This window comes from Xenorhabdus mauleonii, from assembly GCF_900113945.1.
GTDB lineage: Bacteria > Pseudomonadota > Gammaproteobacteria > Enterobacterales > Enterobacteriaceae > Xenorhabdus > Xenorhabdus mauleonii.
The window spans coordinates 26,350-53,068 of sequence record NZ_FORG01000019.1; the positions used below are offsets into that span (position 1 = coordinate 26,350).

Sequence of the window (26,719 nt, forward strand, 5' to 3'; positions counted from 1 at the left end):
ATCTCCATGAAAAACAGACTTCCCTTAACTGGGGTAGCGGCAGCTTTGTGCCTGCTATTATCCGGTTGTGCCCCATTGGATCGTATCGATAAAATTGATAACAAAGTGGTATCAGATGAAAAACAAGCGGATAAGAATTTACAGGCCATAAAAAGCGGCTCAGTTGTCCGTAATCTATCCACACAATGGATTAACCCTTATCCTATAAACGCACCATTGAACGGCAATATACCGCTTCCACCTTGTGCTGTTGCCATCAACCGCCCAGGCAATATTACCTTAGCAGAGGTCAGTGCTTTTATTAACAAACAGTGCCGTTTATCGGTGATAGTAACGCCTGACGCCAGAGCCATGCTAACCCCAAAAAGCAGCGGGAAGACTGAGCGTATTAGCGGACCAATACCTGCTCCAGATCCAAACGGAATGCTTCCTCTTTCAATAATTGGAGGAGAAAACTCTCAATCAATTCAGCCCACTCACGATTCCTCTTCTCTGCGTAGTTTATTCTGGCAAGGTGAATTGGGAGGCATGCTAGATAATGTAACAACTCGGCTTGGTTTGTCTTGGCGTTACGAACAAGGCCGAATTACTATTTTTTACTTGGATACACGCACCTTTCCTGTAAATTTTATGGATAGTAAAGCAGCCTTTGGCTCTAAAACTATTAGCGGTACAACATCATCAGTAGGTGCCACCGGTGATAGTGGCAATGGCGGGTTAAGTGGTGATTCAAATACATCTCAATCTACAGAGATGGAAATTAAATCCAATCTATATGAAGACGTGGCCAACACAATAAAATCGATGTTAACACCAAGTGTAGGCCGAATGCATATGTCTGCCGGTGTACTAGTTGTCACGGACACACCAAGAGTACTGGAACAAATCGGTCGTTATTTAGATGATCGTAACAAACAATTAAACCGACAAGTTGTTTTGAATGTTCAAATATACAGTGTTGAAAAACGCCAACAGGATCAACTGGGCATTGATTGGAAATCCATACTTAATACAAGCAGTGTCGGGGTGTCCTTAAGCAATGCCTTTACTGGTGCGGCTTCCGGTGCTTTAAATGGCGGCATTTCAATTCTGGATGGTAAAGGTGAAGGATCAACAGCCTTTATTAAAGCCCTTTCAGAACAAGCCAATGTTAGCGTTATGACCGAAGCCTCAAGCATGACTACAAACTTGTCAGCAGTGCCTATTCAGGTCGCATTACAACAAGACTATGCCTCAAGTGTTACAACTGAAAATACTCCTAACGTTGGTTCATCCAGCAGTATCACAAAATCAACAATCACCACCGGATTTAACATGACTGTATTGCCATTTTTGATGCCTGACTCATCAAAAATGCAACTGCAGTTTGCGATCAATATGTCTGATGATCCCACGATGCGAACATTTACCAGTGAAAAAACATCGGTAGAACTCATGAGAACTCGCCTCAAAACATTTACTCAACGAGTGATCATGAAATCAGGTCAAACATTGATATTGAGTGGCTATCAATCATTGAGTAATACAACTAATCGTCAAGGAGTAGGAAGTTTTCGCTTCTTCGGATTAGGTGGGGGGAGTAAAGGTGAAGACAATAAAACTATGTTAGTCATTCTCATTACACCAGTTATTTTGGGGTAAAATATGACTCAACAAAACATACCAACATATCACCTGTTACAAACAGACAATGGTTGGTTAATAGCTGGCCTACAATGGCAGTACTTATCTATACGCGGGCGGAGAAACATGCTCCTACGCGCTAAAGAGAAGAAAGCTAATTACTGGTCAGCGCGAGCTGCCGAAGATAATCAAGCACAAGGGACATTATTGGGTACAGTGAATATCACTGATACACAACCCATAAAAAAAAGTGGCCATATCCTTGCATCAATGGCACTCACTGTTCTCCCTGATTTACCAGACAATTGTTACGCTGTTTTTCAGCTTTCTGGTGAGCAATATTGGTTTGTCGCAGTCATTGACAAGAAACTATCTTCTCTTGGTGATGTAATTGGTGACAAAAGTTCGATTTTGACTGCAGTAGACATATTTCTACAAATAACTCCACAGCCCGAGAATGGATGGTCAGTATTTGGGCCCGCTAATTTTTTTCACGACATACATGCAGAAGAATTAGAACTCTCTTCGCTACTCACCAATAAAATAAACATTCGCCGGGCTCGTCTTCATAAAACACATAATCAGCAATCGTTGTGGATTTTAGGAAGTACTGCACTCATTTTATTTGGAGGATACTTAGCTAACAACGCTTGGCAAGATCATCAATCTCAAATGCGCATTGAGGCAGCTCAAGCGGCACTCTCAGCACAGCAAGCCAGTAAAGAAAATCAGCAGAAAATCGCCGACAACATGAAACCATGGAGCTCGCTTCCATCATTTCCTGACATGGTGAAAGCCTGTAGCAAAGTTTGGGAAAAAGCCCCTATATCTATAGCAGGATGGATTTTCGACTCAAGCACTTGCAACAATTCAGGAAGCATTACACTGAATTATTCATTACCAAGTGGGGGAACAATCGGTGATTTTACTGCCCGTCTTCCTTTGTTCTATAGCGAAGCAAAACCAATTTTCAACATACTTGGAGGAGCGAATTCAGCATCATTCACTCTGCCATTTTCTCTAGTTCCTCCGGCACACCCTGAATCTTTATTATCCGAGGATCAACAGATTCAAAATTTAACCAGCTATGCGCAACGTATTAACGCGCAACTAAGGCTGAGTGAAAGTACCGTCACAATTCAACCAAACCAAGGTGAAGCTAATAACTTGCCGTTTCAGTTTCGTGCTTACGATTTTGAATTTATCACTGATATACCTCCTGATCGATTGTTTGCACCTTCCCGTTTTAATAGCAATGGGATTAGAGCCATGAGCATAAGGACGTTGCTTAGAAACAACCGATTGGAATACAACATTGAAGGAGTTCTGTATGCAGAACATTAAAGTCTGGCTCTTAAGTATGGCACTGATAACGCCAGCAGTTAATGCAAATCCAGATACTGATTCACCATCTTCATCAACAGCTATCAACGAGCCCCCAGAGTCCTCTATAACCACACCAACTCAAACTGTAACAACATTCAAACGAACAGAAGCAGGACGCGCCTTAAACTTGGGGCAACTTGAATCTATTCAAGCTGAAACTGTTCTTTACGGAGCCCAATTAGCCCGAGCTAAGGCGTTGAGCGAACTGCAAAAAAACGGTTATGACAGTTCATCTGAACTTCTATTCAGCCCTGTTTCATCAATACAAGACAGCGATCAAACAGATATTAAGGGAGCAACCCAAGAGACAACCCTACCACAGGTGATTGAAATTTCTGGCAGAGGAAAAAATTTTACTGCATTGCTTACCTTAAATAATGGTAATCAGGTCACTATCCAAACAGGCAGCCAAATACCGGGAACAGATTATGTTGTTCGGCGTATTAGTATTAACGAAGTCATTATAGCAGCACCTAATAAGTCACTTATTTCTCTCTCTTTTGCGAGGTGACAATAATGTCCATTGGATATAGTGGAGAACATTTTTACCTAGATAAGTCAAACCCAGAACAACCTGTAATTTATGTATCTGAGAGTCATCGGGGTAATCATCAACTACAATCAATACTCGCTGAACAGCGTCTTAAGTATCCAAATCTACTCATCGAGCTAGTTCAACTCGATAAACTTAAGGATATTCAACAAAAACAACTAATAAAAAATGAAAAAGCATCTAACCCTCAAGCGAAGGTCATTGAATACTTCCGAAAGGCGAAAAAGTTAGGGGCCAGTGATATCCATTTCCTGATTGGTATGAATAAGATCACCTTAGTACAATTTCGTATACATGGAGACTTAGAAACAATCGACAAATTGGATGAAGAGGAAGGAAAAACACTGGCATCCACAATAGTAATGTCCATGTGCGATGTAGCAGAAAAAAGTTTCAATGCACACAGACCGCAAGATGCTCGCATACGTAAAGAATTTCTTAAAGCTACAGAATTATTTGGTGCGCGTTACTCACATACTCCTGCTGAATTCGGCCTTTATGTGGCCATGCGCGTATTGCTTGATGAAGGGAAAGCACCTCCAACACTTGATGAGTTGGGCTTCCTACCTGAACAACAACTCCTAATTCGCCGTATGCTTTCAACACCAGAAGGAGTCGTCATCATTTCTGGGCCTACAGGCTCAGGGAAAAGTACCTCTCTACGGACTTTTAGTGAGATATATCTAAGTTTCACCAATCATCGCAAACGGTTATTAACGTTAGAAGACCCTCCAGAAGGGCTTATTCGTGGAGCTGTCCAGATACCCATTATTGCGGATAAAAATAATCCTGAGACGGTCAGCCGAGCTTGGGTTAGATCTATATCAGCATTATTGCGACTAGACCCTGATGCAATGATTGTCGGTGAAATTAGGGATTCCCATTCTGTGCAATCAGGATTATCTGCCGCTAAATCAGGGCATCTTGTATTTACCACTCTACATGCGAACTGTTCTGTCGGTATTTTAGATAGATTGACAGATACGCTGGATATTCCAATGGGGCAGATTGCTGATCCTCAAGTGATGATTGGTCTAATATCACAACGATTGGTACAGCTACTTTGTCCTCATTGTAAAGAATCCTGGAAAGACGTTAAAGAAACCTTGGAACCAGAAAAAAAGGCTCTCTTACAAAATTTCTGTGATACAGAAAAGCTATTCTTTCAAAATTCTTCAGGATGCAAATACTGCCACAAAGGTGTTACAGGACGTAAGGCTATTGCCGAAGTTATTCGCCCTGATGCAAAATTTATGAGCATTTATCGAAACAAAGGCAAACTAGCCGCACGCAGTTATTGGGTTCATGAACTTGGTGGCATCACTCGTGGCCAACATTTGCAGAGATACCTCAATGCCGGTTTAGTTGATCCCATCAAAGCTGATTACATTAGCCCATTAGATGAAGATAGCCTCACCTTGTTACCAAGGGAGGAAATATGAAACTTGATTTTTCAGCGTTAAAAAGTCTTCTATCTGGTGTAAGTAAGCAATCTGATAGATTCTCAGTTAACAATATTAATGACAGGTTGGGTCGTTGGTTGGCTCAAAAAACATTCACAACCACAGACCGTTTAACGCTCTACGAAGATCTCGCATTTCTTCTGGATAACAATCTTCCTGTTGAGAAAGCCTTAAATGCAATGATCCTCAGTTATGGAACAAAACGCCCGCCTGTTGTTTTTTGTTTAGAAGATGCGCTGTCTGCAATTAGCCAAGGCAAATCGGTTGATCAAGGATTTTCTGAATGGGTTCCCAGACAAGAAGCCGCAATTCTTAGCGCTGGTGCGCAAGATGGTAACCTCGCTGCTGCACTCAACCGCGCCATTACAGTCGTACAGGGCATGGATGAAATGAAGTCTGCTCTTATGTCCACGCTGGCTTACCCAATGCTCTTATTGGGAACAACTTTCGCCATGATGAAAATGGTAACAGTCTATTTTTTGCCACGCTTAGAAACGCTATCAAGTAAAGAGAATTGGGGAGGAGCCTTATGGTGGTTAAACTCAATATCTGAATTTTTCGTTAATAATGCTCTTTTACATGGTGTATTTATTCTATTCATTATCGGCTTTGTTACATGGTCAATGCCTAACTTAACAGGCAACGTTCGTAAACATATTCTTGATAAGATAATGCCTTGGAGTATTTATCGGGATGTCTTGGGAGTCGGATTTTTACTGAATTTTAGTGCCTTGATGCGAGCACAAGTAACCACTCAAGATGCCATCAATATATTGAGCAATCATGCACAACCTTGGTTATTCGAGCGGTTAGCAGCCACTCAACAACAAGTAAGCCAAGGTGATCATCTTGGAATAGCATTACGAAATGCTGGTTTCGGGTTTCCATCACCCCGTGCTATCGATAAATTGGCGTTACTTACCGGTGGCGATAATGCCGAAAATATTATTGAGAATTTTGCCCGAAATTGGCTTAAACAAACCGTTGCTAAGATCAAGAAAACAGCGAAGTTACTTTCTAATATCGCATTAGGAACTAGTGCCGGTTATATGATTCTCATTCTTTTAGCAACTCAAGACCTCAACAACCTAGTTGGCAATCACTAGCCCAACAATCTCATTTCTATATACACAGGAAATAAAATGAAGCTATACATTAGTTCGCCTCGCCGTGCCATTAATAAAGGCGCTATCACACTTATTGAAGCAGCCATATGGCTCGTTTTGGCTCTGGTTGTGTTAAGCGTAGCCGTTACACAAGGAGGAGGATTATTTAATCGCAATGACGCCAGTACCGAATACAATAATGCCGCTGAAATATTAAACAACACCCGCGCAATGACAAAAACATCAGGTACATACAATTTTAGCACCGCAGATGCCATGACAGGAGCACTCATCCAGTTCGGCGGCGCTCCTGCTAATATGACGATAGTGGGAACCAAATCATCTGGCACTGCGAAATTACAAAACTTATGGGGAGGAGCTGTCACAGTTCAACCTGTAACCTCAGCCGGTGGCCAGAAGTCCAGCTTTTCTTTGACCTACGCTTCTGTTCCTCAGGAAGCATGTATCACTCTCGCAACTAAATTAAGTGCAGCTCCTTCTATTGTAATTACGCAAGTAAACGGAAAATCCACTAACGGCCCAATAGCAGCAAATGCCATTGGCGCTCAATGTACTCCTGATAATGGTTCTGCTGGTCAAAATACACTGATATTCACCAGTAATACCTAATCCTCCTTGCCGATAGCATTTTGCTATCGGCATCATTTAGTCGGAGCGCATTACCATGCGATGTGCTTTACAGCAGTTCCTGATGCTAATTGTGTTCACAGGAATAGTTTTGTTATTTGTGCCAATACAAGCTCAAGCATTCTGTTTTAACGAAGCAGGAGCACGCTACAAAGTAGATCCTTTATTGCTACGTTCGATAGCAACTGTGGAAAGTAATCTTAGCCCCCGTGCTATAGGAAAAAACCGCAACAAAACAGGTCGTATAACCAGTCGTGATTACGGACTCATGCAAATAAATGAAATACATATTCCTCAGTTGCAAGCTCAGGGCATCATTAATGATGAACAAGATTTGCTCAATAATACCTGCCTTAATGTCCAAATAGGGGCTTGGGTATTAGCCAAACATCTAAAAAAATGTGGAGTAACTTGGGAGTGCTTAGGATCTTATAATGCTGGATTTGCAAATAATAATAGTAGCAGGAGAATGCTCTACGCTCGCAAAGTTTATTCCGTTTATCTAAGGCTTTATGGAGGCACTAATTAATTTAATGATTTGGTCCTTTCTCTGTATTGCTATACCACTATTCGCAGCATTATTTGCAAAAATATTGGTTATTCCAGCCAAGCTGTTTATACAAACACACAATGGCCTCTCTTTGACACGCTTACAAATAAATAGCGTTATAGCAACTTTCACATTAGCCAGTACTTCGTTACTTATAATGGGGGTACTTTCTAATATAAGTCCTATAGGAATAATCAAATGTTGGGTGCTATTGGCTTGGGGAATACCATTAGCGCTTCTTGATATACGTAATTTTTGGTTGCCTCTCCGTTTTACTACAGGGTTTTGGTTGACGGGAGTCCTGTTTTCTCTACTGCCAGATAACAAGATTCAATTTATTGAATCAGTGATTAGCAGCTGCACCATGTTTGCAATCATGCGTTTATTTCATTATTGCGTTAATCGGAAGCACCCCGAAGAAAGATTCGGACTAGGGGATGTACATCTAATTGCAGCCCTTTGTGCTTGGATTCCTTGGCAGCAAGCCAATGTATTATGCGGTATTGCTTTTATCATGTTTATTGTCGGCGCACTTTTTACTAAAAAGCATGCTCAGCCGTATGCTCCTTGGTTGTTCGCACTTCTTGCTATTTTGGCCACATTCTTTCCCCTGCAAACTATACAAGGTGTTTTATGACAGTCGATACAGTCCGCCCCCCTATTAATCGGGGGTTATCATTAGTTTCCTTGGCGCTGGTTTTAGCCATCGTATTACTCGCAGCCCCTATCGGGATGCAAAAATATGCTGATTATACTGATCAGCGAGCTTGGAATGTGACTGCAGAACATCTCACAATTGTTAGCCAAGGTAGTCGCCGGTACATAAAGGACAACTACACTACCTTGCTAAATCAAATAAAAGATGGAAAGCCTAGATCCATATCAGGTCAAGATCTGCGTGATAAAGGATATTTACCTCATGGCTTTGCTTTAACAAATAATAACAATCAGACCTATGTCCTATCTGTGGCCAGAAACCCAGCCAAGAAAGATAGTATGGTTGCATTTATTCTCACTACTGGCGGTAGTGAAATTCCATTTAAAGGGCTGCGCTTTATTTCCACAGGAATAACAGGGCTAGGCGGCTATATTTACCCTGACAATATTGCCAACGGTGCAGGCGGGGGCTGGCAGGTAAAATTAACTGACTTTGGCCTCAGTGGTCAGAGTGGGCATATCGTCTCTTATCTATCTTCCGAGGTATTGGGTACAGCTGCAGAAGAAAGTGATCGCCTTTATCGTTTTAAGGTCAATGGAAGACCTGATTTAAATCGAATGCACACATCCATTGATTTGAATAATTACGATATTGATAACGGTGGAAACATAAATGGCAAAAAAATTAATGCTCAGAACGGCAATTTCAGCGAATCCCTAGCTGTAAATAAAGATATTACGAGTAACAACGGATGGATCATTACACAGAACGATAAAGGTTGGATGAACAGCACTCATCAGGGCGGATTTTATATGTCGGATGAAAACTGGGTTCGAAGCTGGAAGGACAAAGGCATTTATACTGGAGGCCAAGTCAAAGCGGGCAATATTGAATCTAATGACAAAATTCATTCCAAGGGACGAATTTCTACGGATGAATTTTTACAGTTAGGTGTAGCACAAGTTAATAAAAGCTGTAATTCAAACGGCCTTGTTGGTCGGGATTCCGATGGCAATATACTTTCCTGTAAATCTGGGACTTGGCAGTCTACATCACAACTCAACGATGCAGTTTTCTTCTCAAAATCTGCGTGGGATGGAGAAACTGTAAACCTTGGAAAACATAAATTTTGTGCGCTTCACCGCGCGGTTTATGATTACACCAACTACCGTGGTTGTCTTGTGTCTCGAAACAACAATGGAGACTGGATATTAAAGTCTATAGTCGGTGGTAATGGAGAGGCCAGCTGTGCAGCCGCCTGTATTTAGAAAGCAATAGGCTTTAAATAGTAATCCATATATTTCCATATTAGGGAATTGTATTTAAATTCTATTCGGTTGATTGCTGCCCTATATACATCGATTAAACGGTAATCTGTCAATTTGTTATGATTTTATACGTTCACTAACGCAGACAATAAATACCACGTCTTCACATTCATCACTTTATTTGGTGCATATCAATTTACTTGATATTCATGGGATTAGTGGCAAGAAGATCCGGCACTAACAGTTATTGGTCACTGGAAATAATCCGCCCAAAAGCAACCTTTTTCTCTCTACTTCTATCTGGAACAACTCCAACCTCTACTTGCATGCGCAGTAAAATAGGAATACATCAATGATGAATCGACTGATTATCTTTATTACTTTATCTGTGATATTAGCCGGATGTCAGCAGAAACCAATGGCTTCTCAATATCATCCTCCCAAGTCCCTAACTCTTTCAATCCAGCAAATGCAAGAATTGCGTCAAGAACTACACCAGAAAGGGGCATTAGAAAAGGCTATCACTCAATTTCCCACAAAGATTAGCTCTAATTCTCAGCGCATTACCATAACTTGGGATGGTGACGCGATTGAACTCCTTAGCCAGATAGCACATCAACGCGGTTTAGTTTTCGCATATACCGGTGTTCGGCTACCACTTCCTATCAGTGTTCATGAACAAGACATCACTTTTGAAAATTTATTACGTGTAATTCGAACTCAGATCGATTGGAGAGCCCAACTGGAACAAAATCCCGTTGAGTTGCGTCTTTACTTTATGCTGCCGCTGAAAAAAGGAACATTAGCATGACACTAAAAGTATTGCCCCTGTGTCTAGCACTTGTCACCATGCCAACGATTGGGGCGACAATGGATACTGCACCACCAGATATAAACGCTTACCTATATCCTCAATCAATTGATAAACATGGCTTGAACGATACATTATGGCAATTATTGAATGACGCTGGACAAACAGTTGGATTTAGAGGAGGAAAAGCCCAACGAGCCTGGGAATTACAACAAGAGTTAAATAACCAAAATGATATCCTAAGCCGTCTCTATGAATTCGCTCCATTAATAAACCGGCAAGGCTGGCTGCCTCCAGTCATCGTGGTATCAGAAGATTTAGCACACATTACTGATAAACAAATTCGTACAGCGAACAAGGTTTATAACATTTTAGTATCAGAGCGTTTTGTCAGTAATCCTCCAACTTGGCGTCAATATTTACTCTCAGGGTTGGCTATCAATTTTGATGTTTCCTCAGAGATAAAACCGAAAAACAGCGCAGAAGAAAAAGTATGGCGGGAGGCGATCAAAAAAGGTTGGCAAGATGGCCGTGAAAGTGCGGACCGTATTTTAGAAAGTAATTTCCATCGATTAACCCGAGATTATTCTGGGATGATACGCTATTCAACGTTGATTCAACAAGGCATGATCTCACCACCGGTGATCAGCGAAGAACTCCAATCTGTGACTGGCTCTCGTAACAAATTGATGATTGGCGATAGAGTTCGGGATCTGAAACAGCGTGCTGGATTCGAATTAGACAAAAAACGTTGGAAACCTGTCATTACCCCCTCAAAGAAATAATTCCTAGGACGCACTATGACTCCCTTAACACACTACGATTTCGGTCGTGGCGGGCCTAATGCTGATAAGTTACGTGGTTTTTTTGTTCACTGCTACCGACACAATGTATCTGATATTCATTTACAAAGTGGAAGACCTATCACTGTTGATCACTATGGCCGCAAAGTCATTTCGAGCCAATTTAAACTAGAACACTCCAATCTTATACGGCTTACTGATGAAATTTTTTCGCCTGAAATTAAAGCACAGGTACAAAGCGGAAATGGTGTTGACAGAGCCCTACAATTGGAAGGTGATAATAATGGGCGATATCAATTAGAGCGGGGTGAACGAGTCAGATTCCGTTCTAATTTCGTACAAGGCACAATTGGTAGCCTCAGCACTGCACTCGCCGTAACACTCCGAGTTATTCCCTCTCTGATTCCCACACTTGATAGTTTAGGGTTAGAAGAAGATCTGCGAAAAAGCCTTCTACCACTAGATGGCATCGGATTAGTTTGTGGTGTAACTAGCTCTGGAAAATCAACCCTTTTAGCATCGACCTATCAGCATTACGGAGAAACACATCCTGACGGAAAAGTTGTTACTTATGAAGATCCTGTTGAGTATTTGCTTGGCGGCCCTAAGTGGGTTCTACAACCTCAACAATGCCAAATAGGTCGGGATGTTAAAAGTTTCGCTGATGGGCTGCGCCTTTCATTACGTCAAGCACCAACTGTTATTGGTATCGGAGAAATTCGTGATTTAGAAACATTACAAGCAGCAATGGCATGTGCTCAATTCGGTCAGCTAGCATTAAGTACCCTTCATGCTTTTTCACCCGGTCATGCATTCTCACGTTGTTGCATTATGGCTCCCGAAGATTCGCGAGAACAAATTGCATTCGATTTACTGAATGCTCTTCGTTATATCATCGTACAACGTTTGATACCAACTACAGATGGAAAACGAACGGCAGTACGAGAATACGTAATATTTGACGACGAATGGCGCAAGGCATTATATCAGCATCACTACACACGCTGGCCTGAAATAATTAACTCAAGTTTACGCGACAACAATAGACGCATTGTTGATCAGACATGGCAATTATTCGTCAACAATCGTATCGATGCAAAAACTGCAGAGAAAATCATGGGATGGCGGGAATTCTCGAATAAGCGAAAGGTTGCGTAATGAAAAATAATTACAACGATTGGCTAGATGCTGGAAAGCCTATCTCCATTTATGGCATTCCCGTTTTAGCCTTCCTAGTTTTTCTACTGTTATTCATAGGGCCAACGCAAATTACCTTTTTCATCTGCTGCTCTCTGCTCATTTTATACAAAGTGCTATCCATATTCGGTTACACACTAACAGTGTTAGTCCAGAGGATTCACCACTGGCTGCGTGGAAATAAAATCACGGGACGCCCTTGGTGGTATCGAAAATTCTTTGAATAGGGCATGTAATGAAAGCAACTGAACCTACCTATCTAGTAATTCCTATAGAGCAACTACAAGAAGCCAAAAAACAAGCTGGAAAACTTGAGAATGGCCAAAATGCTCTAGAGTTCGATGCCAAAAAAAAACTGTGGTTAGCTCGCCCTGGCGCAGATCTTGAAAGATTATCAAAATGGCATATGGATACCACTCTAGTTACAGAAGGTAATCATAGACAAGATTTTGGGGACTTCATTCGTGCACATGGAGGTAAGCTAAAAGGCAATCCTGTCATGAATGGAAAAAAACAACGCATTAGTATGGTTGGTGACACGCAGGGGAAGAAATCTGGTGTCTATGTGGGACATGAAGATGGTTATCCAAACGGGTGGTTTGTTGATCATCGCGACGGAGGCGACCTAAAAAAATGGTCCTCAAAATCAACTAGACCTGATCCTAAAAAACTAGCTCATCTTAAGGCTATCGCCGCTCAGGAACAGTTACGTCGGGACAGAGAAACAAGTATTAAACGAAACTCCAAAGCCAAAGAAGTTACTACTCTCTATAACAAACTTCCTCAGGCGGGACACAATCACCCTTATCTATTACGTAAAGGAGTGATGGCTGCCAAAGGTGTACATCTGGACACCCAAGATAATCTAATTATCCCTCTTTCAAATGTCGAAGGTAATATTCGCACACTACAAACTATCGACCCTGACGGAGATAAGCGCCTTACAACAGGTGGAGAAAAAGAAGGGAATTTCTATGTGGTAGGCGGCACCTTAAAAAATGGCTCACCGATTATATTTGCCGAAGGTTATTCAACCGCAGCAAGTGCGGCAATAGCCATTCAGCATCCGGTAGTTATGGCCGTTGACTCCGGCAACTTAGTTAAAGTTGCTCAAGCTATACATGAACGTTATCCCGACAGCCCAAAATGGTTTCTAGCCGATGATGATATCCCAAAACCTACACGCCCCGATAATCCAGGCAGGGAAAAAGCATCTCAAGCCGCTGAACTAACTGGGGGGCATTATATTCTTCCCGTATTTACGGACGAAGAACGCCAAAAAGGTCTTACAGATTTTAATGATCTTCATAAATCTAGAGGGATTGATGCTCTAAAACATCAGCTGCAGCCTGTAATTACAGTTATACAAGCATCTTCTCGCATGGAGCCAATAAAAATGGTTGATACCCCGACAGAAAGCCCATCAAAATCAACAAAAATACAGAACGATGTATTTGAATCAGATAATTCTGAATCCCATTCAAACATTGATATTACGCCAAAATCTCCCATCTCCAATGAGGATTATGCAGATTATAGCCACATCATCGAAAATGTTATGGAGCAGGAACAACAAGAACACCAATTCGAAAACACCGCATCTGAATTGCCAAAACAAGATGTCTCTGAATCTTCTGAAATGTTAGAGCCGACAACGGCTGAACTGGTTCCAAATGAGCATGATGCGCCAATTAACAACGACAACTTTGCAAATATTGCACCACAAGAGGCGCCCCTTGGTAAAAATGAGCCATCCGATGTTGTTAGTGAGTTAGTGTCTGCGGGCAACAAGCAGGACGTACAACAAACTACTCCAACGGAAATTCAGCAATCCCAGAGCGTAGAAGCAACAAAAGTTACAGAAACTTCTGAACAACAGCAGCCCGAACCGGATATCGAGAAAGAAAAAATTCAAACGGCAGATGAAGACGCTAAAGAATGGTTGCATTCTCGCCGCCCTTCAATCGAAGAAATGATATCAGAAGATAAAGCACATTCTCACAATATAATACGGGATTCAAAAATAACAGGTTTAAAAAATCAAGAAACGGCAGCTGCAGCGTCAGCAAAAGAAGAGGAAAAATTAGCTACTGATGTAGAACCGGCAAAACAGAATGAACAGTTAGAAAATGCGATTCTTATCGAAACTTCACGCCAATTAGCACCAATAGACCTTGATGCTTTAATGCAACAAATCACACATGAAATAGCCAATGATGGCCGTTCTGTAAAATATTTGCTCAGTGGTGAAGATGCATTTGTTGACCATAGTAATCGTATCGTGATGGCAACTGCTCAATCTAGTCAAAATGATTCCATGATACTTGCGGCTCTTCTTGTCGCTCGAGAGCATTATCGTGGCCGAATCGAATTAACGGGTAGTGATGAATTCAAACAACGCGCCATTAACCTCATCGCAGAATATAATCTCGATGTGAAAATGAAGAACCCACAGCAACAACTTATGCTGGATGAAGCAATCAAAAACCTTGCTAACGAACCGGTGCCAAGCGATACACCTACACCAGTAGGCAGTCCGGTTGCAAGTATTGTCACAGAGCCCAACGAAAAATCAGCGCCCGTTTCGGCTGCTCCATCATCAGGATTATCGTCAGAGCTGCCACCTAAATTACGCCCAAGTGAACTTTCCCAGAATAGTGCTTCGGATGCTAGCTTCAAACCTATTATTTCATCAGAATTACTAGCAGAGATGCCACCTGAATTACGCCCGGCAGTGCTTCCTCAAGCTCCCCCACAAAATGCCAGCCGTAAAGAAAGTCAAGCAGGTATCACCGGAGCTATCTTGGGATATGGCCCTGCCAAATATAATTTTGACCCTTCTGAAAGTAAAAGCTATTACGTGCACCTACGAACTGCACAAGGAGAACGATATATCTGGGGTAAGGACTTAATGAAAGTCATGCCTGAAAGTGGATTAAATAAAGGTGAGGTTGCCACGCTTAAATGGCTTGGCAGTGAAGAAGTGACTGTGTTGGCCAAAGTAAAAGACAATCAAGGAAAAATTGTTGTAGACGAGAATGGAGTAGAAAAAACACATCAAATTACTACTAATCGTAACCGGTGGGAAGTTACTGCGGCGATTGATTCTAAGCTTCTTGTCAGCAATGAACGCCAATCAGCCCCCCCTGCCAGCCTTATGCCCTATGATATGAATCACTTTAAATCCATACAAGAACAAGTAATTCAGCTGGCCACAAATGCAGGCGTAACTGTACCGGACTTACCATCACCACCAAATGATCTACTGTGGTTTAAACCTAATGGTGAAGGTTCACAGCCTCCGACAATACGCCCAAGCGATATGAAGTTGCCTGCCCACACTCAAGATGCGGGAACCGTACTTATGAAGGCCACGAATGACGAGAATCAGCTTAAATTACTTCTGGTGAAAGGACTAGGCGAATACATACAAGGTGTGGTGCATTATCAAGGCGAATATCATTCCGTATTAGGTAAACTGTGCACCCGAGAAAATGGCAGTCGTTATTTATCACTTAATTCAATAACCCCTGATGGCCCCAAAGTCATTGGTTATGGGAATGCAGTCAATCATGAAGACGGAGCCAATAATGCCTTTGTATTCAAGTTAAAAGATGAAAATGAACGCCTCTATGCTCCATTAGTTGACGTAGCAAAGTGCCCTCCCGCTCTGCACAAACAACTTGGGTTTACGAATGACTACACTCCACCGTCGCAAACCTCGCAGATCCGGGAGGACATTGTGGAACATACCGCTAAACCTACCCCATCAACACCACGACCAGGGGCATAAAGGAATCATCATGCGATTACACTATCTTATACTGGTCATGGCTATGATCAGTTGTTTTTCGCTTCCAGCTCAATCTGCAAATTGTCGTGCTGGGGCAGCTGCTCAAGCTGGGGCACAAGCAGGATATGAGCGAGCTAAAAAGGCAGCTGAATCTTGGTCGCAACGTGAAAACCAGATATCCCGAGAGCTGCAGCAGTGTTTGGGAAGTATTAGTACTTCAATTACAGTACCAACTTTCCCTGATTTGAGCGGAGTTCTAAATGGTATTAAAGATAGAATCTGCCGAGCTGCACGCGATAAGATCCGAGATTATATTCCCAGTAAAATTGACCCTTGGGGAGATTTACCGCCTGTTTTAAGTCGCCCTATAAATACACCAGTGGGAAGTTTGCCTCCGCTTGTGGGGAAAAACTCACGCCCAGTGGGGATAGATATAGGGAAAAGTTTGCCACAAATTACGTCACCAACTCAAAGAACTCCAGCAACACCCGCTCCGAAACGTTCCGTTTCTGATTCATCTGGTGATTCTTATCTCTTCACTCGCTAGTTTCCTCCTTTGAGGATACCGAGAAAATATAAAATCTGGATATTCCATGAAAGAAAAAGAACAGGTTATTACTCCGGTAATTGATCCTGATCCGTATGCGTCCGCTATTGCTCAACACAACGCGAATCAACTTAATGTAGGATTTACACGTAAATTGCTCACTGCCAATGTTTGGTTCGCTGCTAGCACATTCATAGCAATGATAGTAATCGGATGTTTGGTATACGCTGTGTTACACCCTCCGGTGAAATATTTTGCAACTCAAAATGGAAGAATCATTCCGCTACATCCAACAAATGTACCGGCTTATAGTGATGCTGATGTAGTTGACTTTGGTAACAAACTTATTCTCGATGCCTTCACACTTGATTTCGTTAACTATCGTGCTCAGATGAATAGAGTAATACCTCGTTTCTCTGACGAAGGATTTCAGAACTACCATGCAGCCTTTACTCTCTCCAATGTTTTATCCTCAATAAAAGATAAAAAAATGAATATGTCAGCAATGACATCTTCTGGTGTCATTGTCAGCAAAGGAACATTAGAAAACGGACTCTATGCTTGGAAAGTGCAATATCCCACAAAGCTAAAACTCGTTGGGCAAGTTAACTCCTTACCTGAGCAAAGTTTCGTTATTTCCCTATTAATTCAACAAGTCGATCCTCGTTTGAAAAACGCAGGCTTAGAAATTGGTCAGTTAATTACCTATGAGGCTCCATAATGCTAAAAGCTCCACTATCTGGTTTAATCCTTCTGGCAACCTTTAATAGTTACTCTGCACAAACAGCCTCTACACCGCCAATACCAAGTAATTGGCAACCTGCAGAAAGTATGAACACTCAAACACAGTCAGCACCTACAGCTCAAACATCTACAATTCAGCAAGTACCCGTTCAATCGACAGCGCACCCTGAACCTAATGCCCCATTACCATCGCCGGCATTATCTTATGCTCTTGATCAAGTAGCTCCCTTGACACCAGAAGATGTTTCAGAATTACATCAAACATTTGATCAATTACAACGTAGCGAAAGCCGAACTCCAATAACTGCAGTACCACGCATTAGTTCACTCACAGTTAATTTATCTCCTGGTGCATCGTTACCTTTGTTACGGGCTCTCCCTAATTTTCCAAGTACCGTATCATTTACTGATGAAACAGGAGCGCCGTGGAATATCGGAGCCCCACCGATTAACGGAAATGAGGCAGGTTTTGAAATAAAATACATCCCGAATAGCCCTGTTATGTCAGTTCAAGCTAAACGTGCTTATGACACAGCCAGCGTCAGTGTATATCTTCAAGGGCTACCAGTTCCTATTGTAATCTCACTCTCTAGTGGAGAAGCCGGTAACTCAAATAAAGCACAAATCACAGATAGCCGACTTGATTTGCGAATTCCTTTACGCGGTCCTGCTGCTAAACAACTTCCGATCACCCGAGAAAAAATTAGTCTTGAAGATCCGTTAATACAAGCATTCTTAGATGGCGTTCCTCCCAAAGAAGCTAAGCGCCTTAAAACTAGCGGGGATGTACCAATGACCAGCGTTTGGCAGATGGGTGATGATCTCTATATTCGCTCCCGCCATATGATCAGGGATTCTTTTGTTGCGACATCTTCCTCCGCTGACGGCACCCGCATTTGGAAACTCCCTGTCACGCCAGAAGCCGTATTTTCAGTTCAGGGACGTAATGCGACACTCAATATCAATCTGGAGTAACTAGATGGCCATTGAAAATGATGTCGCCAGCGATGGTAAGAAAACTGGATTATTAATTTTATCCGGTGGAATACTGATTTTTGGGGTAGCGTTTATCGCCTGGGGTTATCTTAATCAACCAGCTCCAACGCCTTCTAATATCAAATTAAACAAAGTGGCAAACAATGCCTCTGTTAAAAGTACTGAAACCGAGCTATATCAACAACTACAGAGCCAAGCCAATAAATTGGGCTCCCAAACTGCGGATGCTGATGGAACCAGTTTTGTTGCTTCATTGAAGATGAGCGATATTAAATACGAAACACCTTCTACTGCCCCTCAGCCTGTAGAGCTAAATACACATCCTATTGAATCTCAAGAAAACCCAACGACAACACCTGATGGTATTTCGGAGGATAAAAAAGCAGCCCTTAAAGGTTATTTAAAAGTTCTAAATGAGCGTTGGAAACCAGGGGAAATGCAACTGGCCAGTGCATTTGGTCAAGAAAGCGAAGGAAATGGTTCAAACCAAGCCAATACATTTAGCACTTGGACAAGCGGGTTGCCCAGTAATGAACCGTTGGAACCTGTCAAAACAACAATGGAGAAAAGCACATCACAAAATAAGGTCATCGTACCGCCAAACACTCGTAGGCCCGGCGTTATTGATACTGCTATTGATTCTGACAACCTTAACTCAATTGTTTTAGCTCATATCCCCGCAGGATTCTTAGAAGGGGCAACATTTAGTGCCAAAGGGGTACGACTGGCCGGAAATGGTGTTGAGATTCACCTAACTCACATGACATTAAACGGTGTTGAATATCAAGTAGATGCATATGCGTTACAAGACGATACGCTTCAATCTTCGGTTGCAAGTGAGGTTAACAATCGCTATTTCAGTCGCATTATTTTACCTGCACTTGCCAGCGGCATTGGTGGTGTAGGTCAGCTCTACAAAGATCAAAACACACAAATTCTCTCCACATCCAATGGAACAATCACCGGTGGAACAGGAAAGGTTAATGGCTCAGCCGTTGTGGGTACTGTCATCGGAGGAATTGGAGAACAAGCAGGTCAAGTCATAGCTAACGATGCTGCCAAGCTTCCCATAAAACAAGTTCACGTTAATAAAAATCAAGTAGTTGCAATCCAGTTTATGAAAGGTGTGTATGAAAGTGATCGGGTGAATAAAAACGTCTCCACACTCACTGAACCACAAATAGCCTCAGGAAAACATTAATGAGCTCTCGTTTCGATTTAGATGCCCCCCCGCAGCCCCCTTTACCGGAAGATGTGAATGTTGAACCCCCTAAAACTGCCCAACAAACTAATAAAGTTAAACTAATTACTGTACCAGTAATAGGAATAAAATTTACTATCATGCAGTTAGTGATGATAGCAGTTATGTTCCTTGGTCTTATTATATACGCCCTTTCCAAGGGCTCCCCGCAACAAACAACAAGCAGTACGCCAAAATTTACATCGCAAGAACCTGTAGCAGAACAACCTGTATCTTCCTCTGCTGAGGAACAACCATTTTCTTCAATATCACAATCAACTGTTATTAAAGAAAATTCACCCCCACCTATATCAGAAAACACCCTGATAGAAAAAGAAACGGGAGAAATTAAAGAAAGCATCAACAACCTACAAATTTATAGCGAAAATAATCGAGAAGGAATCAAGGCACTTGATCAACGACTACGCGCACTTGAGCAGCAGTTTTCACCCCAACAACCGCACCTATCGGCACCTGTATCGCCAATAAACTCAACAGCACCCAAACAAACTGCCAAGAAAATTTCCCAATCCGGCAGTAAAAAAACCAATTTCCAAGGAGCTTCTATAGCCAGCCTTTATCCGGGGCTTGCATGGGTAAATTATAAGGGAAGCACTTGGGCACTACGTCAAGGAGATCGTATAGGAAACGCTACAGTTAAAACCATAGATATACATAAACGTGAGGTGATAACTACAGCTGGCATAATTCGCTAAGGGAATTTATGGATTTAGTTCAAATTATTGCTAATGCAATCAACAACATAAGCCAGGCCGGTATCAAATTGATGCTAATCCTTGGTGTTATGTCCGGACTAATCATTCTCATGGGGCATTTCGCCAACATTGCAAGCAGGGCAAGGCGAGGCCAGTTGCAAGACGGGCCGGGAAAAATAGTTGGTGTCATTTTAATAGGTGGATGCCTTATCACGCTACATAGCGTAATGAATGCGACTTCTAACCAGATGGCATTAGGTGATATCACATTCGGTGCTATCGCTTACGTCTCAGAAGGAAAATATGGCCCAGCTGCAGTAGCTATAAATGCAGTCCTCACATTGCTTCAGTGGGTAGGCGTTATTTATGCCTACCAAGGAGGGCTCCGTCTTCGCCGTTCACTGAAAGATGGACATACAAGTCTGAGTGCTGGGGATGACGTATATAGTGGTATTACACGTTTAATTATCGGCGCATTGCTCGCTGCTAATCCACGATTGATTGATTTAATTCAAAACACAATTAAATTGCATTGGTAAATAAAAGAGTCATTATGAAAATTATAAAATTCACGAAAAACTTTCTACTATTTGTTTCCGTTAAGGCTATTCTTATCGCCGAAACAGCCCGACGATATCTGCTCAGTGCTATTTTAAGCTTTGTAGGATTGATCTTGTCTCCTGTTGCAAAAGCCGATGGTGATCTTGCCGACATGTTAAAAGGCGTAGCAAAGGGTGCTGATTCAGCAACAGAATCAGTATTCAGTCTATCCACATTTATGGGCGTATGCTTCATTTTGGGTGGAATTATTTCTATGATTGCCAAAAAGAATAATTCTCAAATTAAAGTATGGTACATCGCTCTTCTGTTTGCAGCTGGTGCAGCATGTATCACTCTTGATCAAATTGCTACACGCAGCCAAAAACAATTGGGTTTAACTCCAGTTTCAATCAGCTAACGTTGATGGCCGGCCTATTCAGGTCGGTCACTTCTGTTGCCTTATATTAATCCCAATATCGAAAGCAAAATTCTCCAGCCATATTTCTTCGAAATATAGGGAAGTTATATGTTAATTTTCTCTATTTCCCGTCATATAATGGGACATACAATATCAATTCAACAACAGCAAAAACTAAATGATATCGCTAAAAAAAGTGGGCATCATTGCGAATTCTGTGGTTATGAATCACAAAATAATAGCGCCATATTCCGTGATAATAATCCATTAAATACACAACCAAATAACCTCAGTGTTGCAGATCCCCTTTGCCAAGCTTGGCGACAGTTAGACACCGTCACTGCAGAAGCTGGCGCTATAGTCTATCTCCCTGCATTAAATCCAGAAGATGTTAATCATCTACAGCGCGCCATTGTTCAAGCATTGGATTCAGATGATGAATCTTATCAAAAAGACGCTAAGGCACTGCTTAACTGGCTAACCTCCTATGAAAAGCCTGTTCAACAAATTTGGGGAACATCTCACCCCCAAGCATTTGGAGAGGCTATCAAACGCATAACTGATGATAACCGGCCGACCTTATTAGAACGCTGGCGCTATTTAGCACTTGTGCTACACCCAGCCCAACTTAAAGGCAAACTGGCCGCAACCACGCTAGAAACCAGTACTACTTGGTGGGGGCATCTATATCGTGATTATTGCTCTCGGAACTAAATATGATTATTGATAAAATCGAAATATGATTATTGATAAAATCGAAGACGCCTTTGCTTATTTTTCTCGCTATACGTTAGGGCAAGACTTCTCACAGTATTGCGATCTGCGAACTGTCATTGGATTGACACCAGATGATAAAGTTCGCTATCCATCATTAGATGCACCCTATATCCACGTCACCGAAAACAACGATTATGCCTCCTGTTTCGAAGTATTAGGTGCATTTCGTGAATTCAGTGAAGCTGAACCAACAACATCAAATGAAACACCTGCCCCTGATAGCTTATTGCGATTCATTTTGAAAATGCGTGACAATTTGACAGGTGACTTCAAGTCAATGGGACATAAATTAAGTATCGTGTTTGAAAGGGACCCTACACGAGGTGAAGAAGAAATTAGCCGATTAGTTGCTCCACAACGTCAATCGTTCCAAAAGCTAGGGCTTGCATTAGATGATCTTGTCGATGAACAGGTTACTAAAATGACGCCCTATATCGCACGGGAGCGTGTATGGTTAACGGTATACACAGCAATTGCTACACTCCCAAATGCAGAAAAAAAAGAAGAAATCCAACGTCAAGATAAACAATTTAAAGATATTCCCGAATCTCGCTATGGGCAAAACCCCATTTATGCTGAATTCGAAGGATTAAAACTAAGGCACGATGCCTTTATTGATAAATTAATGACTGACCTTTCTGATGGCAATGAAGGTGTGATGATACGTCTGCTAGACGCACATGAAGCTGGTTACGTCATCCGAGATCAAATTGAACGAGCCAGTACAGACAAAACTTGGCAACCATTACTGCCCGGCGATCGAGTTATCCCTCATGGTAAAATGCGTGGAGACGATATTAGTGCTTGCCTTGCCCCTCATCTCAATTTCCAATATTGCGACACCGAAGTAAAATCGCTGGGAAACATTGTTGAAGTAGATGGCCTATATCATGGCCAACTAGCTATGACATTGGCCCCCCAACGCCCAGAACCGTTCAGCCAGCTATTTAAGAAAGTTCCTCGTCAAATTCCGTGGCGTCTACGTTTAGACCTGATGCCTGGAGGAGGAAAAATGCTAAGTAGTAAGAATGCATGGTTAAGTGTTGTCGCGTTTATCCCCTCCTTGCGCAACATTTATAACTCAATATCGTGGTTGCTTGAAAAAGACAAAGAAGATCCCGTTTGTATAATGAGCATTACTGCTAGCACATGGAATGAAGACAAAAGCAGAATGCAACGTAATTTAACTTTATTGCAAAAGTCGATTCAGTCGTGGGGAGTTTCTAGTGTCACACGAACGTTCGGGGACCCAATTAGAGCATGGATTAATACATTACCATCAGCATCCAGTTTCAGTGCTCCCACTATAATGTTTCCACCATTATCGGAGGGGTTAAAGTTAATGCCGTTACAACGGCCAGCGAGCCCTTGGGGGAATGACGGTAACGTAATATTTCAAACGATTGATGGCAAACTTTATCCAGTTCAATTAGCCAGTAGTATCCAAGAAAAACATACTGAGTTATTAGCCGGTGCCCCAGGTTCTGGTAAATCACTATTGGCCAACAGAATGCATTTGGACGGAATATCTGCAGGCAGTACAGAAATTCCATTTATGGCTATGGTTGATAAGGGTTTTACTGCGCAGGGATTCTATGATCTGATTAGGGATAGCTTACCGCCTGATCAATTAGATAAAGCAATTAGCATTATTCTGCGCAATGATGATGAGCATTGCCGTAACCCATTTGATATTTATCTAGGCTTGAAATACCCAATCAGTATAGAACGTGAATATCTGCTGAAAATGTTGGTCAGTTTATGTATTGACCCACAAATTAACATGCCTCCCGATGCTGCCGCTTGCAGACAAATCATATCGATGGCCATAAATATTGCCTATAAAAAGAATAGTGATACAGAGCCATTGCGCTATGCTCCTTCTCTGATCCCAGAAGTGGATAAGGCATTAAAGGAAAGCGGCTGTCTTTCTGAATATGACTCGCAATGGTGGGAATTAGCTACATGGTATGAAATTCGGGATATGCTATTTGATAAAAATTATGTGTATGAGGCTTCGATTGCACAATCTCAGGCAGTACCAGAACTTAACGATCTACAGGGAGCTCTTAACACAGAGGAAATGCGGGCAACTTTCGCACGCGTTAATCGCCCAGGTTCTGATGAATCTATGTTGCATTATATTTCACGTTGTTTTACTCAGGCGCTCTCTGATTACCCACTGATTTCTGGGCGTACCCGATTGGCTATCAGTCCTAACACACGAATTCGAATTGTTGATGTGAACAACGTAGCTGGCGATGACTCCCCAGAAGGAAAAATCCGCACAGGCATTATGTATCAATTCGCTCGCCATCTTGCCGGTGCAAATGATTTTTATCTTCCTCAGGTCCAAAACGAATTATATTCCAAACTAGCTCCTCGCTATGTTGCTCTACACAGAAAACGCATCGAACAATTGGATCAAGAAAGCAAGCTCATATTTATGGACGAATTACACAATATCAAAGGAATCGAAACATTGTGGGCCGCTCTGCAGACCGAAGATCGCGAGAAACGTAAATTTGGTGTCCGTACTGTTTTTGCATCTCAATATCTAGATGATTATCCAAAACAAATTTTGGAATCGGCGAACTCCTTATACCTTATGCGCGTTCGCCCCAGCGATTTCAAAGTATTGGAAGAAGTATTCAATGTCCCGCGTTCAACACTGAATAAATTGCTCAATACTACAAGAGGCCCTGCACCAGATGGCAGTGGCACTACATTTCTGGGTGTTTTTCAAACCACAAACGGGAATGTTGCTCAGCTTTTGAAAAATACGGTTGGGCCACGCCTTTTGTGGGCTCTCAACTCTACCCCAAAAAATCGCGCTCTTCGCAATATGCTATATGAAACTCTAGACGGAAAATTAGCTCGGGAGTTACTGGCCACAGCTTTTCCTAGTGGCTCCGCTGAGAAACATATTGATATGTTAAAGAAAAAATCCAATCTCGAAGATGAGGATGGTGCAATCAGAATGTTAGCTAACGAATTACTGTCCAAAGCTGGATACATTCAAGGTAATTCAGTTTCCAATTTCATCCACTAAGTTAAAAATTTCTCTTACTTATCCTAGGAATATAATGAAATACCATCTACTGATCACTCATAGGGTATCCCTAGTTTCTGGTTTGATACTTTACATTGCATTATCTAATCAATCATTTGCGGGGTATCCCGTTACCGTATTGGAAAGCGTTCCCGTTACAACACAAGTTACCCCTGCACTTGGAACAATAAGTACAGCTTTAAGTGAGATCGCCACAACTCAGCACCAAGTCGGCGCGGCTATTAATCAGAACGGTAGTAAAATTGCCACACAAATTGAGCAATCTGCGCAAGCACAACGTGACCAAGATATCTTTGCTCGTCAGACAGATAAATTAGAGCAAGCACGGCGAACCTATACCGTTCCTGATAGTATCTGTACCGAGTCTGGTTCAGGTGTGGCATCACAAATACAAGGCGGAGCACGAGCACGGCAAAGCTCGTTATCCAGTGGGAACGGAATTAGTCATAGCAAAATTCGCCATAGTGTAACCTCACCGACTCCAGCGCAAGGACAAACACAATTTCGCACCGCAGCCATTCATGCTGATTATTGTGACGCTGTAGACTTTGCTGCCTACGGCGGAACAACTCTATGTAAGACCGTTTCTGAGTTACCTGGTGGTGATAAACGCCTAACGTCATTATTGGATGGAGCCGGTAAAGATGGGAAATCTCCGGATCTTACTTTTGATCAAAAGCAAACCGATGCGGCCATAGCTTACGTCTTGAACAGTTCCTCCGCATCAGCCGGCAAGCAATTAAGTAAGGGTGAAGTTAAAACGACCTCAGGGCAACAATATGTGGGGTTAATGACACAATACGAAGCTATCAACTCTGCTGCTCGCGAACCGATGATGGCTATGGTGGCAGCAAGCCAACCCAATGAAGCTACACGTGATGTACTCAAAGAAACGCTTATGGCACCTTCCGCATCTGCATATTTCAATCAAACAGCATCAGACGAAGCTAAACGAACCGGCTTAATGTCTGAAAGAGAGTTTGAACAATTTGAAGTCGGTAGGCGTTATGCCAACACAAACTACCAAACAGATTTACAGAATATGGAGGGTGATAACTTAATGCGTGAATCAGTCCGAACTCAATCACTGCAGAACTGGTTGTTACTGGGTATAAAACAGCAATTGCAGAAAAATAACATTCTGCAAGGGCAATTGCTTTCACTTAAAGCGACTGAATCCTACCGCCCTCAGTTACAGATGAAAATTCAAGAAGTGAATGCAGGGGTTGCACGACCATGATTGATAAAAATGAAAAAAAAACCATTAATTGGCGTCGCCGAACTGTAAAAAGTGCTTATTTCATTTCTAACGTATTCTTACCATTATCTGAGGTACGTTACACAGCATCAAAAATAGGCCCATCACTTCTTAAGAATATCAAACGAGTAAAGTACCTACGTCCTTCTTTTCAACTTAACAGAAAACTTCAACAACCCATACTGAGTTTTGATGAAGCAGTAATCGCCAGCAGTATGACAATTGAAACATTGAAACAATGTTTTCTGCGTCGTAAAAAGTTATGTTTGTCTTTAGCTACTATTCCGCCACTATTAGCCATTAGCATCATTTTTGTTGTGTTATTTAATGGGATATACACACCATTATTATTGATAAAAACTCTCGTATTAACCCTAGCCTTACTCTCTCTAGCCGCATTACCGTTTTTTCAAGCGTTGATATGTAGCTGGCGATTATGGCAACTAAGTCAGCGTCGAGCATCACCAATTGAACGAGGAGGATTATCGGATTTTTTAGCTGAAAATTCATGGATTAAAACAACACTAAGCCTTAGGCAATAAACACTATAG

At 42.0% G+C, this 26,719-nt stretch carries 25 protein-coding genes; all 25 read left to right on the top strand.

The genetic code is table 11. The features are described from left to right. Positions 1-6 precede the first annotated feature (6 nt). The 25 genes from pilN to traX all read left to right on the top strand — a co-directional run bounded on the left by pilN (position 7) and on the right by traX (position 26,710). Positions 7-1,641 (top strand): PilN family type IVB pilus formation outer membrane protein, encoded by a 1,635-nt coding sequence (pilN, locus tag BM100_RS16120; RefSeq protein WP_092512774.1) that lies wholly within the window; start codon positions 7-9, stop codon positions 1,639-1,641. Positions 1,642-1,644: 3 nt separating this feature from the next. Further along, positions 1,645-2,967, top strand: a complete 1,323-nt coding sequence (gene pilO2, locus BM100_RS16125) for a type 4b pilus protein PilO2 (RefSeq protein WP_092512776.1) — start codon at positions 1,645-1,647, stop codon at positions 2,965-2,967. Continuing rightward, complete coding sequence (pilP, locus tag BM100_RS16130; RefSeq protein ID WP_244590706.1) at positions 2,954-3,520, top strand: type IV pilus biogenesis protein PilP; 567 nt, start codon at positions 2,954-2,956, stop codon at positions 3,518-3,520. The genes pilO2 and pilP overlap by 14 nt, the downstream gene beginning before the upstream one ends. 5 nt (positions 3,521-3,525) lie before the next feature. Beyond that, complete coding sequence (locus BM100_RS16135) at positions 3,526-5,004, top strand: GspE/PulE family protein (RefSeq protein ID WP_092512778.1); 1,479 nt, start codon at positions 3,526-3,528, stop codon at positions 5,002-5,004. Continuing rightward, on the top strand, positions 5,001-6,131 hold the full coding sequence (locus BM100_RS16140) for a type II secretion system F family protein (RefSeq protein ID WP_092512780.1): 1,131 nt from the start codon (positions 5,001-5,003) through the stop codon (positions 6,129-6,131). Before BM100_RS16135 ends, BM100_RS16140 begins: the two co-directional genes overlap by 4 nt. 36 nt (positions 6,132-6,167) lie before the next feature. Then, the gene (locus tag BM100_RS16145) at positions 6,168-6,761 is read left to right on the top strand and encodes a type 4 pilus major pilin (protein ID WP_092512782.1); all 594 of its coding nucleotides are present in this window, start codon (positions 6,168-6,170) and stop codon (positions 6,759-6,761) included. An 82-nt stretch (positions 6,762-6,843) separates the two neighbouring features. Then, positions 6,844-7,308, top strand: coding sequence for a lytic transglycosylase domain-containing protein (locus BM100_RS16150; protein ID WP_244590707.1), 465 nt, complete (start codon positions 6,844-6,846; stop codon positions 7,306-7,308). Continuing rightward, entirely contained in the window at positions 7,292-7,966 is a 675-nt protein-coding gene (locus tag BM100_RS16155; protein WP_092512786.1) for a prepilin peptidase, read from the top strand. The genes BM100_RS16150 and BM100_RS16155 overlap by 17 nt, the downstream gene beginning before the upstream one ends. Further along, entirely contained in the window at positions 7,963-9,255 is a 1,293-nt protein-coding gene (gene pilV / locus BM100_RS16160; RefSeq protein WP_175494972.1) for a shufflon system plasmid conjugative transfer pilus tip adhesin PilV, read from the top strand. Before BM100_RS16155 ends, pilV begins: the two co-directional genes overlap by 4 nt. A gap of 352 nt (positions 9,256-9,607) precedes the next feature. Continuing rightward, positions 9,608-10,066, top strand: a complete 459-nt coding sequence (locus tag BM100_RS16165; RefSeq protein ID WP_244590708.1) for a DotD/TraH family lipoprotein — start codon at positions 9,608-9,610, stop codon at positions 10,064-10,066. Then, the gene (locus BM100_RS16170; protein WP_092512788.1) at positions 10,063-10,851 is read left to right on the top strand and encodes a type IV secretory system conjugative DNA transfer family protein; all 789 of its coding nucleotides are present in this window, start codon (positions 10,063-10,065) and stop codon (positions 10,849-10,851) included. Before BM100_RS16165 ends, BM100_RS16170 begins: the two co-directional genes overlap by 4 nt. Before the next feature lie 15 nt (positions 10,852-10,866). Then, a complete protein-coding gene (traJ, locus tag BM100_RS16175; RefSeq protein WP_092512790.1) occupies positions 10,867-12,027 on the top strand; it encodes a plasmid transfer ATPase TraJ in 1,161 nt (386 codons plus the stop codon). Next, positions 12,027-12,293, top strand: a complete 267-nt coding sequence (icmT, locus tag BM100_RS23425; RefSeq protein WP_092512792.1) for an IcmT/TraK family protein — start codon at positions 12,027-12,029, stop codon at positions 12,291-12,293. The genes traJ and icmT overlap by 1 nt, the downstream gene beginning before the upstream one ends. A gap of 8 nt (positions 12,294-12,301) precedes the next feature. Continuing rightward, a complete protein-coding gene (locus BM100_RS16185) occupies positions 12,302-15,859 on the top strand; it encodes an LPD7 domain-containing protein (RefSeq protein ID WP_092512794.1) in 3,558 nt (1,185 codons plus the stop codon). Between the two features lie 10 nt (positions 15,860-15,869). After that, entirely contained in the window at positions 15,870-16,406 is a 537-nt protein-coding gene (locus BM100_RS16190; RefSeq protein ID WP_092512796.1) for a hypothetical protein, read from the top strand. Between the two features lie 46 nt (positions 16,407-16,452). Beyond that, positions 16,453-17,127, top strand: a complete 675-nt coding sequence (locus BM100_RS16195) for a DotI/IcmL/TraM family protein (RefSeq protein ID WP_092512798.1) — start codon at positions 16,453-16,455, stop codon at positions 17,125-17,127. Continuing rightward, on the top strand, positions 17,127-18,125 hold the full coding sequence (locus BM100_RS16200) for a DotH/IcmK family type IV secretion protein (RefSeq protein ID WP_092512800.1): 999 nt from the start codon (positions 17,127-17,129) through the stop codon (positions 18,123-18,125). The genes BM100_RS16195 and BM100_RS16200 overlap by 1 nt, the downstream gene beginning before the upstream one ends. A 4-nt stretch (positions 18,126-18,129) precedes the next feature. Further along, positions 18,130-19,347, top strand: coding sequence for a conjugal transfer protein TraO (gene traO, locus BM100_RS16205; protein ID WP_092512802.1), 1,218 nt, complete (start codon positions 18,130-18,132; stop codon positions 19,345-19,347). Next, on the top strand, positions 19,347-20,102 hold the full coding sequence (locus BM100_RS16210) for a hypothetical protein (protein WP_092512804.1): 756 nt from the start codon (positions 19,347-19,349) through the stop codon (positions 20,100-20,102). The genes traO and BM100_RS16210 overlap by 1 nt, the downstream gene beginning before the upstream one ends. A gap of 8 nt (positions 20,103-20,110) precedes the next feature. Continuing rightward, complete coding sequence (gene traQ / locus BM100_RS16215) at positions 20,111-20,641, top strand: conjugal transfer protein TraQ (RefSeq protein ID WP_092512806.1); 531 nt, start codon at positions 20,111-20,113, stop codon at positions 20,639-20,641. A 14-nt stretch (positions 20,642-20,655) separates the two neighbouring features. Then, the gene (locus BM100_RS16220; RefSeq protein WP_092512808.1) at positions 20,656-21,060 is read left to right on the top strand and encodes a DUF6750 family protein; all 405 of its coding nucleotides are present in this window, start codon (positions 20,656-20,658) and stop codon (positions 21,058-21,060) included. Between the two features lie 108 nt (positions 21,061-21,168). Further along, positions 21,169-21,774 (top strand): hypothetical protein, encoded by a 606-nt coding sequence (locus BM100_RS16225; RefSeq protein WP_092512810.1) that lies wholly within the window; start codon positions 21,169-21,171, stop codon positions 21,772-21,774. Positions 21,775-21,799: 25 nt separating this feature from the next. Then, positions 21,800-24,889 carry a P-loop NTPase family protein gene (locus BM100_RS16230; RefSeq protein ID WP_092512812.1) on the top strand — a complete coding sequence of 1,030 codons (3,090 nt, stop codon included), beginning with the start codon at positions 21,800-21,802 and terminating at the stop codon, positions 24,887-24,889. A gap of 34 nt (positions 24,890-24,923) precedes the next feature. After that, positions 24,924-26,150, top strand: a complete 1,227-nt coding sequence (gene traW / locus BM100_RS16235; protein WP_092512814.1) for a conjugal transfer protein TraW — start codon at positions 24,924-24,926, stop codon at positions 26,148-26,150. Beyond that, positions 26,147-26,710 (top strand): conjugal transfer protein TraX, encoded by a 564-nt coding sequence (gene traX, locus BM100_RS16240; RefSeq protein WP_092512816.1) that lies wholly within the window; start codon positions 26,147-26,149, stop codon positions 26,708-26,710. The genes traW and traX overlap by 4 nt, the downstream gene beginning before the upstream one ends. Positions 26,711-26,719 lie beyond the last annotated feature (9 nt).